We start from the raw sequence: 18,080 nt of genomic DNA, 5'->3' as shown, positions 1-18,080 counted from the left end.
ACTAAATATATATTTGTAATTTTACAAAAAAAAATAACTTGAGTAACACAAAAAAACCATCTTGGAAACATAGAATTCATGAAATTATTTATGAAGCCGATACCAGGGCTGGTAAATTTTTCGATGTAATTTTACTAATTGCTATTCTTGCAAGTATTTTATTAGTAATGCTTGAGAGTGTAGAGAGTTTTGATGCTAAATATCATAACTTCTTAAATATTTCTGAATGGGTAATTACGATTCTATTTTCTCTAGAATATATTTTTAGAATTATCTCTATAAAAAAACCACTAAAATATATTTTTAGCTTTTACGGTATTATAGATTTACTTTCCACAATACCTAAATACTTATCATTATTCTTTATTGGTGGTCATCATTTAGCAGCATTAAGAGCTTTACGTTTATTAAGAATCTTTAGAATTTTAAAATTAGCAAGATATATTGGTGCATCAAATAAATTACTAATTGCTTTAAAAGCGAGTAGGGCCAAAATTGCAGTATTCCTGTTTTTTGTAATTATTTTATGCGTGATATTAGGTACAGTAATGTACATGGTAGAAGGTGCAGAAAATGGTTTTACAAGCATACCTAGAAGTGTTTATTGGGCAATTGTAACACTAACTACAGTTGGTTATGGAGACATTGCTCCTCATACACCATTAGGGCAATTTATTGCAAGTATTATTATGATTTTAGGTTATGGAATTATTGCGATTCCTACTGGAATAGTTAGTTCAGAAATGACAAAAACCAATGATAAAAAAGTACATACAAATACACAATCTTGTCCAAGTTGTTTAGCTGAAAATCATAAAGATGGAGCAGAATTTTGTTATAAATGTGGTAGTAAATTAAATTAAAAATGACATCTAATAACTTTCTAATTACCATTGTTGGTCCTACTGCTATTGGTAAAACTGCATTAAGTATTCAACTAGCAAAACATTTTAAAGCAGACATTATTTCTTGTGATTCTAGACAGTTTTATAAAGAAATGAGAATAGGAACTGCGGTTCCTGAAACTGATGAATTGGCAGCTGCAAAACATCATTTTATACAAAACAGAAGTATTTTTGATGATTATAATGTAGGTTCTTTCGAAAGAGATGCATTATCAAAATTAGATGAACTTTTTAAAGAAAATCCAGTTCAGATTATGGTTGGTGGTTCTGGTTTATATGTAGATGCAGTTTTAAAAGGGCTAGATTATTTTCCAGAAGTAGATCCAAAAATTAGAGAAACGTTAACAGAAGAATTAGAAACCAAAGGCTTAGAATATCTTCAAGAAAAATTAAAAGAATTAGATATTGAAACCTACAATGCAATTGAAATTGAAAACCCTAAAAGAGTAACTAGGGCTTTAGAAGTTTGTATCGGTTCTGGAATACCTTATTCTACTTTTAAAAATAAACCCAAAGCACCACGAAACTTTACATCTATTAAAGTTGGTTTAAATGCCGATAGAGAAATTATTTACGCAAGAATTAACCAACGTGTAGATATTATGATAGAAAATGGTTTGCTAGAAGAAGCAAAAGAACTCTATCCTAATAAAAGTTTAAATGCATTACAAACTGTTGGGTATAGAGAACTGTTTTCTTATTTTGATGAAGATTTTACGAAAGAATTTGCAATTTCAGAAATCAAAAAAAACACCAGAAGATTTGCTAAAAGACAACTAACTTGGTTTAAAAAGGATGAAAATACATTGTGGTTTGATTATCTAACAGATTTAAACACTATTATTGCTAAAATTTCTGATAAAATTAACAAAACAAACAGTTAACAGACTTTCGTAATTCATTCACTTTTATATCTTTGTCTCACAAAAAAAAACAAAAACATGAAATCAAAAATTATCTTTATTTGTATTGCTTTATTAAGCACCGTTTCTATTGCTCAATCTAAAGTTGGTACAGTAGATAGTGAATATATTGTAAAGCTGATGCCAGAAACAAAGATTGTTGCTAAAAGGTCTCAAGCTTATGGTGCAAAATTAGATTCTTCTTTTTCAATAAAACTAAAAGAATATCAAACAAAAATTGATGCTTTTAAGAAAAATGAAAAAACCATGGAAGATGCAGTAAGAAAGGCCGATTACAAAGAACTTGCTGAAATGGAGGCTGATATTAAAAAATACCAACAAAATGGTAATAAGTTAATGCAATTAAAAAGTGAAGAACTAATGCGTCCTTTATACAGAAAATTAAGTGAGGCAATTACATTAGTTTCAAAAGCTGAAAATTATACGCAAGTTTTAACAATATCTGGAAACGAGTTTGCTTACATAGATACTAATTTTGATATTACGGAACTAGTTTTAAAGAATTTAGGCATAGAAATTCCTAAAGCAGAAAAATAATTATTCTTATTTTAAAATAGAAAAACCTCACAAATTTGTGAGGTTTTTTTTGCTTAAAAAAGCGCTCTTTTGATATTGATATTTGACTCAAAAAAGGTTATCTTAGTTTATTACTAATTCCCTTACTTTCAAAAACATGAAAAACAAAATTCTCCTATTCATCTTTTCTTTAAGCTTACTTTTTACTTCTTGCCAAAATGTAAAAAAAAGGAATCCAGAAAATTTTAAAATTGATTTTTCTACAAAACAGCAGTATAAATTTACACAAGTAGACAACGACATTAAAATGGCTTACTTGGATATTGGGAACAAAGAAAACCCTACCATCCTTTTATTACACGGTGAACCTAACAGCTCATTTGTTTATCGAAATATTGCTCCTCTTCTAGTTCAACAAAACTATAGAGTTATAATTCCTGATCTTGTAGGTTTTGGATATTCAGATAAACCCACAGATTCAACTCTTATTACGTATTCAAATCAAACAAAATGGTTGCAAAAGTTTATTGACAATCTTAAATTAAAGAACATACATTTATTTGCACATGATTGGGGAGGAATGATATCTTTAAGAATTGTCGCTAAAAATCCTGAATTGTTTCATAAAGTGGCTGTTTCTTATAGCTATTTATTTGAAGGAGATGAAATTATTCCTAAAAGCTTCTTAGGATTTGTAGACTATGCTAAAAATGAACCTTCTTTTTCTGCAGGAAATATTATGGATTGGGGTTCTAATACAAAACTATCCGATTCTATAAAATCTAAATACGATACTGCTTTTAAAAACAAATCTGACTTTATTTCGGTTAGAAAATTCCCTTCTATGATTCCTTTGGATAAAGACGATAAAGAGGCAATTATAAATAGAGAATTAAATAAAAAACTAAACTTATTTACAAAACCATTTATGACTATTTGGGGAAATCATGATGATTTAATGTGGAAAGGAAAAGACAGTATTTTGCAAAAAAATATTATTGGCGCTAAAAACAGGAAACATTATATTTTAGAATCTAATCACTTTATACAAGAAGATAAACCTAAAGAACTTACTCAAATTCTAATTAACTTTTTTAAAGACGATAAATAGTAATGAGTTTCTTTTGAAATTATATCAAAAAAGAATCCTCACAAAATTGTGAGGATTCTTTAGTTAAAACAATATTTCTACTTGATTTTTAATGCATCAATTCAGGAGTATTCAAAATCAATTCTATTTTTTTAATAATTACAGTAATCTCATTCATTTGTGCTTCTATATTTTTAAAATAGATGCTAATATCTCTATTAATCCAACTTTCAGAAATAACCCTTGCTCCTAGACTAATTCTTAAAACAGCACTTTGATGTTCATTATCATATTTAACATTCACTGCTTGTCCAATATGACATTTTTGAGCAGCAAGTCTAATAATTTCTAAAGGTGAATCTTTAAAATGATCAGAAATATCTGAGTTTAACAATACGTACAGCTTTTTCACTTTATCAACAGATAATACTTCTTCATTTTTAAGGATGAAAAAAGGGAAAATTGTACGGATATTTCGTATTCCGAATTTCTCATTATCATATCTATTTTCACTTGCCTCATCACTACAAAGCGATTGTAAAAAAGTAGCTTCTTTTATAGAATCTTCTACAAAGTTGCAAAACATTTCAATTCCCATATTTCTATAAAGAATTGGCGTTTTATAATACCTGTCCATTTCTACAATAGCAGCTTTCCAACGCATGTAAGAACCATAATTAAAGCCGTCAGATAAGTTTCTAGAACAAAACCAAGATGTTGGCCAATCTGAATGATTGTAATATTGAGTTAAACCATTTGGCAACGTCTTTTTTGCAGCAGCAATAGACTTACTCACTTTTGCTGGAAAAATTAATGCGCCAGAATATGGAGGTCCTGTAAAGTATTTACTTCCTGTAATACTAACAATATATCCACTCTTTAAATAACTTTGTATGTCTGTAGGATCTAATCGAAGTTGCGCAGCATCAATAACAACTTGTATAGACAAATCATTCAATGTATTCAATTTCTCCATCATTTCTTCACTAGGAGATTGATATCCTAATTTAGAATGATCCATAACATGTAAAACAATATGTTTTCCTAATTTATTTGTTTCTGAAATTGCTGTAAAAACTTCTGAATCTAATTGAGCAGTAGATTTTAATTGTCCGCTTTCATCTCTAAAAGGAATTTTAATCAAATCAATATCTCTAAATCCTTCAATTTCATCTCCTTTTTTAGCAGGAAAATTAAGCGCTGTATTATTTTCGAAATGACATCCTTTTAATGCACCAGCAACTCCACTACCTGTTTCGTCTGAAGCGACTAAAACATGTGTAATTTCTTTATCGGTAATAATTTGAGTAATCGCTGCTATTTGAAGTGAAGAATCTGTACCTGAAGGAGAAAAAATTATTTGACATTCATCACTTAATTTAAAAATACTTTTAAGGTCGTTTTTTAGAGATTCAGAAAACTCAATAGCAGTTTTCTTGAAACCATTCTTTAAACTATTCTTAATTAAAATACTTCTTACTTTATCTGTCTTATCATACGCAAAGTTAGAAACACTTGTAGCTGTAGAAGAAGCAAACGTAAATGCTTCTGGTCTAGGAAAAGGTCTACAACCATATTTATTTAACAAATCTACTTCGTCAATATTTAATCTAAGATCTCCACCAGCCATTAATAAATATTCTGTTGGTTTTGCTAAGTTTTTAATTAAAGGTTTCCAAGATTCTTCAAAAACTTTATTTTCTGTATTCAATCCATGAATTGCCTCTAAAGCTTCATGTTTTAATAAAGCTTCAGCATTTAAATCTTCATCATTTTTAATCAAATTAATTAAAAAATAATCAAGGTTTTTTAATTTTTCTTTATCGTCTTTTGGTAATAATTTATAAAATATTCTCGTTACTTCTAACGCAGCAATATTACATAAAGCAGTTCCGTTTTTTTCGTTTCCTAAAGCTTTATACCAAAGTTGCCATTCGATACCATATCTTAAGTAAACTAAAGCTAAAACTGGGTTTTTCAAATATAAAGCACCTATTGTAATCGATTTATTTGGGGTAATTTTAAACACATCTGGTTCATTACTAGAAGTAATAATATTAATGTTGTTTACTTTAGGTACCGTGTTAAATCTTTTTAAAACGTGAACAAGATAATTTACATTTTCTTTTTCAAATAAAGGTGTCCTTTTATATTGATCCTCAATTGCGATGTTACTTTTCATATGTACTTTCATTTAAACGTTCTTAAGAACGTAGTTCTCTAAAAGAGAATATTTTACTGATTTTCTAACCAGTTTATACTTCGTATTTTTTCAATTGTAAATTTCTGAAAAAATGGGTGATTATTACTACTTATTATATTTATTTTATTCACTCAATTGATGTCCCATATGAGTTTCTTTTGTGTCTAAATAAAATTTATTGAATTTGTTTGATGGTATTATTATAGAAACTCGTTCTACAACCTGAATTCCGTTCTCTTCCAAACCAATAATTTTGTCAGGATTATTCGTTAATAAATTCACTTTTTGAATATTAAGTGCATTTAAAATATCGGTTCCTATTTGATAATCTCTTTCATCTGCAGCAAAACCCAGTTCTAGATTTGCTTCTACAGTATCCATGCCTAATTCTTGTAATTTATAAGCCTTCATCTTATTCATTAAACCAATACCTCTGCCCTCTTGCTGCAAATATACCACAACGCCACTTCCGTTTTTCTCAATCATTTTCATTGCTTCCATCAACTGATCTCCACAATCGCATCTTAATGAACCAAATAAATCTCCAGTAGCACAAGCAGAATGAATCCGTGTTAAAACTGTATCATTTTTAGTAAATGTTCCTTTCACTAATGCCATATGTTCTAATCCGCTTTCTTTTTCTTGAAACGGAATCAATTCGAAATGACCATATTTGGTAGGAAGCTTTACTCTCTCACCTTGCAACATTGTTATATTTCTAGTAGACATTAACTTATATCTATTACATTAATCTAATTAATATTAGTGATTACAAGCATGTCATGACCTTCTTTATGACTGTGACTATGTTTAGCACAACCAACACCATTATCTGTAATTTTGCCATCAACAAAATCTAAAATAACATCTGCAGAATTACCAGAACAACCACGAATTACACCAATACCTGCAACAACTAATTTAGTCATAGCACCATCGCCAATATTACCTGCTAACATAAATGTTACACCTTCTTTTACTAAAACACTTACAATGTTAGATTTACATCCACATTTACCATCAGATTCTAATAATGTTAAATCTACTATTTCATTTTCATCAGAAAAAGTGTGTATTTCGTAGAACTTACAACGTCCAAAATGATCTTCAATCTTATTGTCTTCTGTAATTGGTATTGCTATTTTTTTCATCTTTAATCGATTTTTGTAATTTTACTATTATGACGCCTTCCTTTTCTAAAAGGTCTGTTTGTAGGTGCTTCATCAGCATCTGATTTTGTTTTTCTACATTTCCCTAATTTCATTCCTGTTTTTGGGCCTAAACCTTCAGGGCCTTTGCTGTTTAAATTTGGCATCACTTATTCATTTAAGTTTACTAATTCCTTATTATCATTGGCAGGACAATTACCACATATTTTAGGGTCTTTAATTCCACCTGTTAACTTAAAACATGTGTTGCATTTGTACCAATCTTTATCAAATTCAAAATCTCCACCTTTAATCAATATTGCTTTTCCTTCTACAAAAGCTTCTCCAATTTTTTTTAATGCGCTGTTATAAATTCGGGTTAATGTTGGTCTGGAAACTTCCATCTTTTCTGCTGCTGCATCTTGCGATAACTTATCATAAATAACCAATTTAACCGACTCATATTCTTCATACTGCATAATAACATGCTCAGAATTTCGCAAAGGAATTCCAAAAGGTTTAAAACCAAGCATTTTTGGTGGATGATCTACTTTTCTCTTCTTTTTTGGTCTTGGCATTTGTTGGTTTTAATGTGATTCTAAACTATCTGTAAAAGAATTATTACTACCGAGCTCAATCATGTACTCGGTAATAAAAATTCTCCCGTATAACTAAAATTCGGTACAAAGATAATGAACTTACGTTCATAACGAAAAAAAAGGAGTACTTTTAAGAAAAAATTAAGACAATTATTTTTTGATGTAAACAGGTAGTTTTACTGATGAAATTTTGGCTTGAAAATGGTAACTTAGCTTGTTTCTGATGTACCTTATTTATATGAGTGTTATAATTAGGCAAAATATTAAAAAATGGAAATAAATACAACTCCAATTTATTCAGATATATTTAACGATCAAGAACCAGATATAGTTTTTTTACTTAAAGGAATTCCTTCAAGCATGATAATAACTCTTTTGAGTTATATTAATTCGGAGTTATATTTAAAAAGTGATAATAAAACACAAATAAAAATATTCAAAAAAATAACTGAAAGATTTGATTTAAAAACAAAAACTGAAGTTTACAATAACCTAAGAAAATTAATCCAAGAGAATCCAAGAATTAATATTTTCACAATTAAAATAAATCTTGAATTTATACATTATGTTTTAGTCAATTATCAAGGTTTTGAATACAAAGACTCAACTCCAGAAAATGAATTAAATTTTTTAAAGGCTTATCTTTTAATTACCAAGAATTTAAACGATAAATACAAACCAAAAGATTTGAGTGAAAAACATAAAAAGCATCAATTTTTTAGAGAATTTTTATGGCCAATAATTGTTGATCAAATTGACATCAACCAATCTTCAAATCCAATTGTTAGTTTAATAAAAGGCTTAAATTTATTAAATTATTTTAAACAAAGTGAATATTCAGAAAATGTAGATATATTTCTCAGAAAAAATGGAGAACCTGATACTTGGAACTATATACTTAAATTATTGAGTTTATTACAAAACTCTTGGAATCAATTAGATTCTGAATTTCCTCCATTTTTGATTGATGAAAATAATTTATTTCATTCATTATTCGATACATTTATATTAGATATCGAAGAATACAAACTGAAATATAAAACTGGAAGCAATAGTTATTCAGGCTTAAAAGACAGACCTTTATTTAAAAATAAAAAGAAACTTATTGTATTAAACTGGGATTTCATATCTAACAAGCTTTATGAAGGTTTAGTGTTTGATTTTTACAATAAATCAGAAATAAATAATGTTCCAAAATTTAAAAACTTCACTAATTACAAAAATCTTATTGCTAATAAAGTAACTGAAAAAAGTCTTTTTGAAAAAATACTCCCCAAGTATTTAAAAGGAAAAAATACAATTCTAAAATTTGATGATGATATTGTGCAAGGGTTTCCTGATGCATATTTCAGAAATGGAAAATATATTTTTCTATTTGAAATTAAGGATGCATATTTTTCTGCAGCCGCAGTAAATTCCTATTCTCACATAAAAATTAAAGAAGAATTAGATAAAAAGTATAACACTACAAAGAAGGGAACAGGGCAAATAATTAAACATTTAGAAAAATTAAAACAAGAGCCTTTTGAAAACAAAACATATAGAGAATTAAAGATTAAAACAAGAAATTTGGTTATCTATCCAATTATTATTTATACGAGTTCTATTTTTAAATCGTCAGGATTCAATAAGTATTTAATTGAAGAGTTTAAAAATAAAGTAAATAAAAATGAGAATAACTTGGAGAACTCTTTTGGTGAAATTAAAAATTTAACTTTTATGAGCCTTTCTTTTTTAATTAATAACCTGAGTAATGCTAATAAATTTGATTTTAAAGGTATAATAGATAATTTTCATAAGAAAGTAAAAGAAGTAGAAAAAAAACACGAAAGGACAAACAACTTAGATTTATTACATAAATCAAATAATAACTTTGAATATTTCTCGAAAGATTATTTATCAAAAAAAAATATTGATTCATCAAAACCTGTATTTAAAGAAATTATTGAAACTTTAGAACTAAAAAAGACATAGCCCAACACCTTGATAACTAATCACAAAAAAAAGCATCCAAAATTGGATGCTTTTTTTAATATATCAAAAATGATACTTTTTATTTATTCAAGTACATTTTACGTCTAGAATATAAGTCGTAAAATTCATCGTCTTTTAAACTATCTATAAATAAGATACTCTCTCAAATCGAATAAATCCTATAAATTACGGTAGCACTATAAAACTCAAATTGAGAGCTAAATTTTTGAAATTTACTTTTTAGATGTAAATTAGCATAAAACAACACGTTATGGAAAGACAAAATATTTCATCTACGCAACCAGACGATTTAATTAGACAAGCAAGAAAACAGCAAAGTCAAATTGATTGGATTAGTACTAGATTGGAAAAAGCAGAAAATAGCGGATTTACGAATTTAAATAAAGATCAAATATTAACGGAATCTAAGTCTTTGATTTAATAGCTAATTATAAAATAATCAACACCAAAAAAAAAGCATCCAAAATTGGATGCTTTTTTTAATATATCAAAAATGATGCTTTTATTTATTCAAGTACATTTTACGTCTAGAATATAAATCGTAAAATTCATCGTCTTTTAAACTATCTATAAATAAGATACTTTCTCCAGTAGATTTCATTTCTGGTCCTAATTTTTTATCAACATTAGGAAACTTGTTAAAAGAGAAAACAGGTTGTTTAATTGCATACCCTTCTAATTGAGGATTAAAATTAAAGTCTGTTACTTTATTATGACCTAACATTACTTTAGTTGCATAATTTACATACGGTTCTTTGTATGCTTTTGCTATAAAAGGTACAGTTCTAGAGGCTCTTGGGTTTGCTTCAATAATATAAACAATATCATGTTTAATTGCAAACTGAATATTAATTAAACCAACAGTTTTTAATTCTCTTGCAATTGTATGTGTATGATCTTTAATTTGTTGCATTACAAATTCGCCTAAATTAAAGGCGGGTAAAGTTGCGTTAGAATCTCCAGAGTGTATTCCACAAGGTTCTATATGCTCCATAATACCAATAATGTACACATTACCATCAGCATCACAAATTGCATCTGCTTCAGCTTCAATTGCGCCATCTAAATAATGATCTAACAATAATTTATTACCAGGCATTCTACCTAATAAATCAACTACATGTTTTACCAAGTCTTCTTTATTGATGACAATTTTCATTCCTTGTCCTCCTAAAACGTAAGAAGGTCTTACCAAAATTGGGAAATCTAATTCATCTGCTAAAACCAAAGCTTCGTCTGCAGTTTCTGCGATACCATATTCTGGAAAAGGAATTTTATTATCTTTTAACATCGCTGAAAATCTTCCTCTATCTTCTGCAATATCTAACGCTTCAAAAGAAGTACCGATAATTTTAATTCCGTATTTTGTTAACTTCTCTGCTAACTTTAATGCAGTTTGCCCACCTAATTGTACAATAACTCCTTCTGGTTTTTCATGACGAATAATGTCATAAATATGTTCCCAAAAAACAGGCTCAAAGTATAATTTATCTGCGGTATCAAAATCTGTAGAAACCGTTTCTGGATTACAGTTAATCATAATTGTTTCGTAACCACATTCTGCAGCTGCTAAAACACCATGTACACAACAGTAATCGAACTCAATTCCCTGACCAATTCTATTTGGTCCAGAACCTAAAACGATAATTTTCTTTTTATCAGTTACAACACTTTCGTTTGCAATAATGATTTCTCCGTCTGCAGTTTCAATTTCGTTCTCGAAAGTTGAATAATAATAAGGAGTTTTTGCCTTAAATTCTGCTGCACAAGTATCAACTAATTTAAAAACACGTTGTACTTTTAATTCTTCTCTTTTTGTATATACTTGACTTTCTAAACAATCTAGCATATGTGCTATTTGTCTATCTCCATATCCTTTTTGCTTTGCTTCTAACAACAAATCTCTTTGAATAGAGTCTATAGTATATGTAGAAATTTCTTTCTGCAATTGAAATAACTCTTCATATTGCTTTAAATACCACATGTCAATTTTTGTGATATCATGAATCTGAGATAATGGAATTCCGATAGCAATTGCATCGTAAATAGCAAAAACACGGTCCCAACTTGCATTGGTTAATTTATCTATAATTTGGTCATAATCTGTGTAGCCTTTTCCATCGGCACCTAAACCATTTCTTTTTATCTCTAAAGATTGTGTTGCTTTGTGCAATGCTTCTTGGAAAGAACGTCCAATACCCATTACTTCTCCTACAGATTTCATTTGTAAACCTAAAGTTCTGTCTGAACCTTCGAATTTATCAAAATTCCAACGAGGTATTTTTACAATTACATAATCTAATGTTGGCTCAAATAAAGCGGATGTAGATTTTGTAATTCCGTTTTCTAATTCATCTAATGTATAACCAATCGCTAATTTTGTAGCAACTTTTGCAATAGGATATCCTGTTGCTTTAGACGCTAAAGCGGATGAACGAGAAACACGTGGATTAATTTCAATTGCAATAATATCTTCTTTTTCGTCTGGCGAAACTGCAAACTGTACGTTACAACCACCTTCAAAATCTCCAATAGAACGCATCATGTGAATTGCCATATCACGCATTTTCTGAAAAGTAGTATCAGAAAGTGTCATTGCTGGGGCAACTGTTATAGAGTCTCCAGTATGAATTCCCATAGGATCCATATTTTCGATAGAACAGATAATTACAACATTGTCGTTTTTATCTCTTAATAATTCTAATTCATATTCTTTCCATCCCATCATCGCTTTATCAATCATCACCTCATGTATTGGCGATGCTTCTAAACCGTAACTTAATAATTGGTCAAAATCTTCTGCTTTGTAAACAATAGAAGCTCCTGCGCCACCTAAAGTATATGAAGAACGAATAACTAATGGAAAACCAAATTTTTGTGCAATTTCTTTCCCTTTTAAAAATGAAGTTGCTGTTGCTTGAGGCGCCATTGGCACACCAATCTTAATCATTAACTCTCTAAATTGCTCTCTATCTTCAGTAACATTAATGGCATCAATATCTACACCGATTAATTTTACATTAAAATCTTCCCAAATTCCTTTTGCATCTGCTTCAATACATAAATTTAATGCAGTTTGCCCACCCATTGTTGGCAAAACAGCGTCAATTTGTGGATGCTCTTTTAAAATTTGAATAATAGATTTAGTTGTTAAAGGCAGCAAGTAAATATGATCAGCCATTGAAGGGTCTGTCATAATAGTTGCAGGATTCGAGTTAATTAGAACAGTTTCGATTCCATCTTCTCTTAAAGAACGTAATGATTGTGAACCAGAATAATCGAATTCACAAGCTTGTCCAATAACAATAGGTCCAGATCCGATAATTAAAACTGATTTGAGGTCTTTTCTTTTTGGCATTGTGTTGTAGTTGTAGTTGTTGTTGTCTTGTTGTTGTTTGCAAAAATAATTAATGCTTGGGTATAAAAAAAGGTGTTACTTAAAAAAGTAACACCTAATATATTAACAAATGTTAACCATTTATTTTTTATGTCTAGTTTCAGATGAAACAGAAACTTTCTTTCTTCCTTTTGCTCTTCTACGAGCTAATACTTTTCTACCGTTAGCAGAAGCCATTCTTTCCATGAAACCATGTTTATTTCTTCTTTTTCTCTTTGACGGTTGGTACGTTCTTTTCGGCATTATATGTATTTTTTAAAGTGTCTTCTTATTTTTTATCTATTACTTATAGAAACTAATTTCTTTTTAAGCGTGCGCAAATATACAACTGTTTTTATTTTTGACAAACACTATTTCAAAAAAAAACAAAATATTTTTCGACAGAACAAAAGTACAAGTTTTTCAAATGTTTTTGCCTTTTTTATTTGCCATAAATGTTAGAGTTAGTATTTTTGCGCAAACCTAAGAATACCATGAGTAACACTAAATACGTTTTTGTAACAGGAGGCGTAACTTCATCACTTGGAAAAGGAATTATTGCAGCTTCTTTAGCCAAATTATTACAGCAACGAGGATTTTCTGTAACTATCCAAAAATTAGACCCTTATATTAATATAGATCCAGGAACTTTAAATCCGTACGAACATGGAGAATGTTATGTTACAGATGATGGAGCAGAAACTGATTTAGATCTTGGTCATTATGAGCGTTTTTTAAACATTCCTACAAGTCAGGCTAATAACGTAACTACAGGTAAAATTTATCAATCTGTAATTAATAAAGAGCGTAAAGGTGAGTTTTTAGGGAAAACTGTACAGGTGATTCCTCATATTACTGATGAAATTAAACGTAGAATTCAAATTTTAGGTGAAACTGGTGATTACGATATCGTAATTACAGAAATTGGTGGAACTGTTGGTGATATTGAATCTTTACCTTATGTTGAGTCTGTTAGACAAATGCTTTGGGAAAAAGGTGAAGAAAATGCCATTGTTATTCATTTAACACTAGTACCTTATTTAGCTGCTGCAGGTGAGTTAAAAACAAAACCTACACAACACTCTGTAAAAATGTTAATGCAAAGTGGTGTAAGCCCAGATATTTTAGTGTGTAGAACAGAACACGAAATTTCTGACGACATTAAACGTAAACTTGCATTATTCTGTAATGTAAAGAAAGAAGATGTTATACAATCTATAGACGCAGAAACTATTTACGATGTACCTAACTTAATGTTAGAACAAGGTTTAGATTCTGTTGTTTTAAGAAAATTAAAATTATCTTCTAAAGGGGAACCAGAATTAAAGGTTTGGAACGAGTTCTTAAAGAAACATAAAAATCCTAAACACGAAGTAGAAATTGCTTTAATTGGTAAATATATTGAGTTACAAGATTCTTATAAATCAATTACAGAAGCATTTATTCATGCAGGTTCTTCTAATGAAACCAAAGTAAAAGTACGTTGGGTGCATTCTGAAAGTTTAACTATTGATAATTGCGAAGAAAAACTAAAAGGTGTTAACGGAATTTTAGTGGCTCCTGGTTTTGGTGATAGAGGAATTGATGGTAAAATAAAAGCAGTTCAGTACGCAAGAGAAAACAATATTCCTTTCTTCGGAATTTGTTTGGGAATGCAAATGGCTGTTATCGAATATTCTAAAAACGTATTAGGTTTAGAAGATGCTTTTTCTACAGAAATGAAAAAGGATTGTAAAAACCCTGTTATAAACTTAATGGAAAGCCAAAAAGATGTTACAGAAAAAGGTGGTACAATGCGTTTAGGTGCTTGGGATTGTAAACTTGTAAAAGATTCTAAAGCTTACAATGCTTATAAATCTGAAAATATTAGTGAACGTCACAGACATCGTTATGAGTTTAATAATGATTACTTAGAGCAAATTGAACTTAAAGGAATGAAAGCTACAGGTTTTAATCCTAAAACAGGATTGGTAGAAGTTGTAGAAATACCTACACATCCTTGGTTTGTTGGTGTACAATATCATCCAGAATATAAAAGTACAGTTTTAAAACCACACCCTTTATTTGTAGATTTTATAAAAGCTGCTTTAAAACAATCTAAAAGTTAATTACGGAACATTATTTGAACGAATAATACCTTTAACATTTAAAGCAGTAAAAACGATATAAAAACTGCTTTTTCACTACATTTGTCGCGTTTTCATCAAAATATTTTGATGATCTAATGACAATTTGACATTTTAAGATAACACATGGAAAAAAAGAAATTCGATATCAATTCTTTTATAGGAATGGTATTATTAGGAGGTATTTTATTATACTGGGTAAACACTAATAAGCCAGATGAAACGATTGATCCTTCAACGAATACTGAACAAGTTGTAGATGCTACAAACAATACAACAAATACAATCATAGAAAACACACCCGTTTTTGAAAACGATTCTTTAAAGCAAGTAGCCTTCACTAATAAATTAGGCGCATTTGCACAAAGTGCTATTAATGGTTCAGATGGAACATCAGTTTTAGAAAATGAATTGGTAAAATTGGTCATCAACAATAAAGGTGGACAAATTATTGAAGCTGAAATTAAGAATTATCAAACACATGATTCTTTACCTTTATATATGATAAAAGATAATAACTCATCTTTTAACATCAATTTTGGCACAACAGATAATAGAATTTTAAATACCAAAGATTTATTCTTTTCGCCTACTATTACTAAAAACGGAGAAAGCACAATCGTTTCTATGAAATTGAAAGTTTCTGACTCTCAGTTTCTTGAATATAGATACGAAATGAAACCGAATGAATATATGGTGAATTTTGCTGTTCGTTCTCAAGGTTTAAGTAGTGTAATTAACTCTTCTAACCCAATTAATTTAGATTGGTCTTTAGATGGTTATAGACATGAAAAAAGTTTAAAGACAGAAAACACAATGTATTCTCACCTTTTTTATAAGACAGAAGACGATGTAGATTATTTAAATGCAGGTAACAATGAAATTTTAAATGACGTAGACTGGGTTTCTTACAAACAACATTTCTTTTCATCTAGTTTATTATCAGACACTCCTTTTAATAAAGCGTCTGTAACATCTACAGATTTAATAAAGAATGAAGAAATAGATTCTGTTTATACAAAACGTTATGAGTTAAAAACTCCTTTAGAATTATCTAATGGTGAGTTAAACTATAACATGAAATGGTATTATGGGCCTAGTGATTATAATTTATTAAAAACTTTTAAAGGAACAGATTTAGATAAAACAGCAGATTTAGGTTGGGGAATTTTTGGTTTCTTAAACAGAACTGTATTTTATCCTGTTTTTAATTTCTTAGAAGGATTTTTATCTAACTATGGATTAATCATTATTTTAATGACAATTGTTGTTAGAATTATCATGTCTCCTTTAGTTTATAAATCTTATTTATCGAGCGCTAAAATGAAGGTTATTAGACCTGAATTAACGGCATTGAATGAGAAGTATCCTGGAAAAGACAACGCAATGAAACGTCAACAAGAAACCATGGCAATTCAGCGAAAAGCTGGAGTAAGCATGATGTCTGGTTGTATACCTGCATTATTACAGATGCCTGTTTTCTTTGCATTATTCAAGTTCTTTCCTACAAATTTAGCTTTAAGACAGCAAAACTTTTTATGGGCAAATGATTTATCATCTTACGATATGATTTATAAATTGCCATTTAACATTCCTTTTTATGGAGATCACGTAAGTTTATTTCCAATATTAGCTTCTGTTGCTATTTTCTTTTACATGAAAATGAATCAGAGTCAACAAGCAAACATGCAAGCACCAACGCAAGAAGGTATGCCAGACATGGGGAAAATGATGAAGTACATGATTTACTTCTCTCCTATTATGATGTTATTCTTCTTTAACAATTATGCAAGTAGTTTAAGTTTATACTACTTTGTTTCTAACTTGTTAACGATAACAATTATGTTAGTAATTAAAAACTACATTATTGATGAAGATAAAATTCATGCTCAAATAGAGGAAAACAAGAAGAAACCTGAAAAAGCGAAGAGTAAATTCCGTCAGAAAATTGATGGTGCTATGAAACAAGCACAAGAGCAACAAGCACAACAGAAAAAAGGTAAAAAATAGAAGGCAATGCCTTTAATAATTTAAAAAACCGAAACTTATTTGTTTCGGTTTTTTTGTTTTAAAAAGTAAGGGAATAGGTGTTCTTACAGTAGCCTTTTTAAATCAAAAAAACTAACTTAGATAACTTACTGATGTATATTACAAAAGGACTTTATATATGTGTTAATGTTGGCTAAAATGAAAAAAAAATTATTCCTTGAAAAGTTTAAAGTAAAAACCAAAAATGAATTACTAGAAATTTTGAATAACAGAGAGAAATATACTTCTAATGCTATTGATGCTGCAGAAATTATATTAAAAGATAAATACTCTGAGAATTCAGAAGTAAACAAATTAGAAACAATAAAACAACCTTTAAAGAAGCAATCAGTTTTAAAGAACGAAACTAAAAATTTAAAATTTTATTCTCAAAAAGCAATAGGAATTGCTACTTTTATTGGAGGTCCATTAGCTGCTGGATATTTAATTAGAGAAAACTATCTCAGTCTAAATAAACCAGATGAAGCAAAGAATTCTCTATTAATTGGAATTGTATCAACTGTTGTTTTGTTTGCAACTATTTTCATGATTCCAGAGTCAATTATGGATAAAGTTCCAAATCAAATATTGCCTGCAATCTACACTGGTATTATCTTATTTATTGTTACAAAAATTCACGGAACAATATTAGATCAACATAAAGAAAATGGAAACGAATTTTATTCTGGATGGAAAGCAGCAGGAATTGGTCTTATATCTGGAAGTATTATATTAATTGGACTTTTCGGTTATATCTATATTTTACCTGACGGTGAAGAATATCAAAAATATGATACTGAATTAGCAAAATTCACGAAAAATGAAACTGAATCTTTAGTTTTTTATGAAAATATAAATACTAAAACAATTAACTCACTTCTTCAAGAATTAGACAATAGTGTAATTCCTAAATGGAAAGATAATATTGCTATCATTAAAAAAACAAATAATATTGAAAACTTACCTTCCGAATTATTAAAACAAAATAAGATATTGCTAAAATATGCAGAATTAAGATTAAAAACTTTTGAATTATTTAAAACAGCGATAACTTTAAACACTACAATTTATGAACAAGAATTAGAACAATTACATAAAGAAATTGATGAACAAATTGAAAAGTTGAATTAAAATACAAAAATAAGTTATGTATAATTACATTGCTTATTTT

Annotated in this window: 16 protein-coding genes; 9 read left to right on the top strand and 7 right to left on the bottom strand. The window is 28.9% G+C overall.

What is annotated here, in order from left to right; translation table 11 throughout:
* Nucleotides 1-38: 38 nt before the first annotated feature.
* From BTO07_RS01230 to BTO07_RS01215, 4 genes are all read left to right on the top strand, one after another.
* Nucleotides 39-863, top strand: coding sequence for an ion transporter (locus BTO07_RS01230; RefSeq protein ID WP_087519491.1), 825 nt, complete (start codon nt 39-41; stop codon nt 861-863).
* 2 nt (nt 864-865) lie between these two features.
* Complete coding sequence (miaA, locus tag BTO07_RS01225) at nt 866-1,789, top strand: tRNA (adenosine(37)-N6)-dimethylallyltransferase MiaA (RefSeq protein WP_087519490.1); 924 nt, start codon at nt 866-868, stop codon at nt 1,787-1,789.
* A gap of 57 nt (nt 1,790-1,846) precedes the next feature.
* Nucleotides 1,847-2,365 (top strand): OmpH family outer membrane protein, encoded by a 519-nt coding sequence (locus tag BTO07_RS01220; RefSeq protein WP_087519489.1) that lies wholly within the window; start codon nt 1,847-1,849, stop codon nt 2,363-2,365.
* 136 nt (nt 2,366-2,501) lie between these two features.
* Nucleotides 2,502-3,455: an alpha/beta fold hydrolase gene (locus BTO07_RS01215; protein ID WP_087519488.1), complete on the top strand. Its 954-nt coding sequence runs from the start codon at nt 2,502-2,504 to the stop codon at nt 3,453-3,455.
* Nucleotides 3,456-3,543: 88 nt separating this feature from the next.
* Here BTO07_RS01215 and BTO07_RS01210 read toward each other — a convergent pair whose 3' ends face one another.
* The 5 genes from BTO07_RS01210 to BTO07_RS01195 all read right to left on the bottom strand — a co-directional run bounded on the left by BTO07_RS01210 (nt 3,544) and on the right by BTO07_RS01195 (nt 7,363).
* Complete coding sequence (locus tag BTO07_RS01210) at nt 3,544-5,616, bottom strand: hypothetical protein (protein ID WP_087522517.1); 2,073 nt, start codon at nt 5,614-5,616, stop codon at nt 3,544-3,546.
* A gap of 144 nt (nt 5,617-5,760) precedes the next feature.
* On the bottom strand, nt 5,761-6,366 hold the full coding sequence (gene ribA, locus BTO07_RS01205) for a GTP cyclohydrolase II (RefSeq protein WP_087519487.1): 606 nt from the start codon (nt 6,364-6,366) through the stop codon (nt 5,761-5,763).
* A 23-nt stretch (nt 6,367-6,389) separates the two neighbouring features.
* A complete protein-coding gene (locus BTO07_RS01200; RefSeq protein ID WP_087519486.1) occupies nt 6,390-6,788 on the bottom strand; it encodes a NifB/NifX family molybdenum-iron cluster-binding protein in 399 nt (132 codons plus the stop codon).
* A gap of 2 nt (nt 6,789-6,790) precedes the next feature.
* Complete coding sequence (locus BTO07_RS17245) at nt 6,791-6,952, bottom strand: DUF5320 family protein (RefSeq protein ID WP_157663254.1); 162 nt, start codon at nt 6,950-6,952, stop codon at nt 6,791-6,793.
* 3 nt (nt 6,953-6,955) lie between these two features.
* Entirely contained in the window at nt 6,956-7,363 is a 408-nt protein-coding gene (locus tag BTO07_RS01195; RefSeq protein WP_087519485.1) for a DUF134 domain-containing protein, read from the bottom strand.
* Between the two features lie 291 nt (nt 7,364-7,654).
* On the opposite strand from BTO07_RS01195, the gene BTO07_RS01190 reads away from it, so the two are divergent.
* Together BTO07_RS01190 and BTO07_RS17240 are read left to right on the top strand one after the other, a co-directional pair.
* The gene (locus tag BTO07_RS01190) at nt 7,655-9,358 is read left to right on the top strand and encodes a hypothetical protein (RefSeq protein ID WP_087519484.1); all 1,704 of its coding nucleotides are present in this window, start codon (nt 7,655-7,657) and stop codon (nt 9,356-9,358) included.
* A gap of 271 nt (nt 9,359-9,629) precedes the next feature.
* Nucleotides 9,630-9,800, top strand: a complete 171-nt coding sequence (locus BTO07_RS17240) for a CopG family transcriptional regulator (RefSeq protein ID WP_157663253.1) — start codon at nt 9,630-9,632, stop codon at nt 9,798-9,800.
* A gap of 81 nt (nt 9,801-9,881) precedes the next feature.
* On the opposite strand, the gene carB is transcribed toward BTO07_RS17240, so the two are convergent.
* Entirely contained in the window at nt 9,882-12,737 is a 2,856-nt protein-coding gene (gene carB / locus BTO07_RS01185; protein ID WP_087519483.1) for a carbamoyl-phosphate synthase large subunit, read from the bottom strand.
* 120 nt (nt 12,738-12,857) lie between these two features.
* Nucleotides 12,858-13,019, bottom strand: coding sequence for a 50S ribosomal protein L34 (gene rpmH, locus BTO07_RS01180; RefSeq protein WP_036785483.1), 162 nt, complete (start codon nt 13,017-13,019; stop codon nt 12,858-12,860).
* A 230-nt stretch (nt 13,020-13,249) separates the two neighbouring features.
* On the opposite strand from rpmH, the gene BTO07_RS01175 reads away from it, so the two are divergent.
* From BTO07_RS01175 to BTO07_RS01165, 3 genes are all read left to right on the top strand, one after another.
* Nucleotides 13,250-14,863 carry a CTP synthase gene (locus tag BTO07_RS01175; RefSeq protein ID WP_087519482.1) on the top strand — a complete coding sequence of 538 codons (1,614 nt, stop codon included), beginning with the start codon at nt 13,250-13,252 and terminating at the stop codon, nt 14,861-14,863.
* A 144-nt stretch (nt 14,864-15,007) separates the two neighbouring features.
* Entirely contained in the window at nt 15,008-16,891 is a 1,884-nt protein-coding gene (gene yidC / locus BTO07_RS01170; protein ID WP_087519481.1) for a membrane protein insertase YidC, read from the top strand.
* A 177-nt stretch (nt 16,892-17,068) separates the two neighbouring features.
* Entirely contained in the window at nt 17,069-18,040 is a 972-nt protein-coding gene (locus tag BTO07_RS01165; protein ID WP_157663252.1) for a hypothetical protein, read from the top strand.
* Nucleotides 18,041-18,080: the final 40 nt, after the last annotated feature.

The sequence above is a fragment of the Polaribacter sp. SA4-12 genome (assembly GCF_002163675.1).
Taxonomy (GTDB): domain Bacteria; phylum Bacteroidota; class Bacteroidia; order Flavobacteriales; family Flavobacteriaceae; genus Polaribacter.
This window is presented reverse-complemented; position numbering and strand designations above follow the sequence as displayed.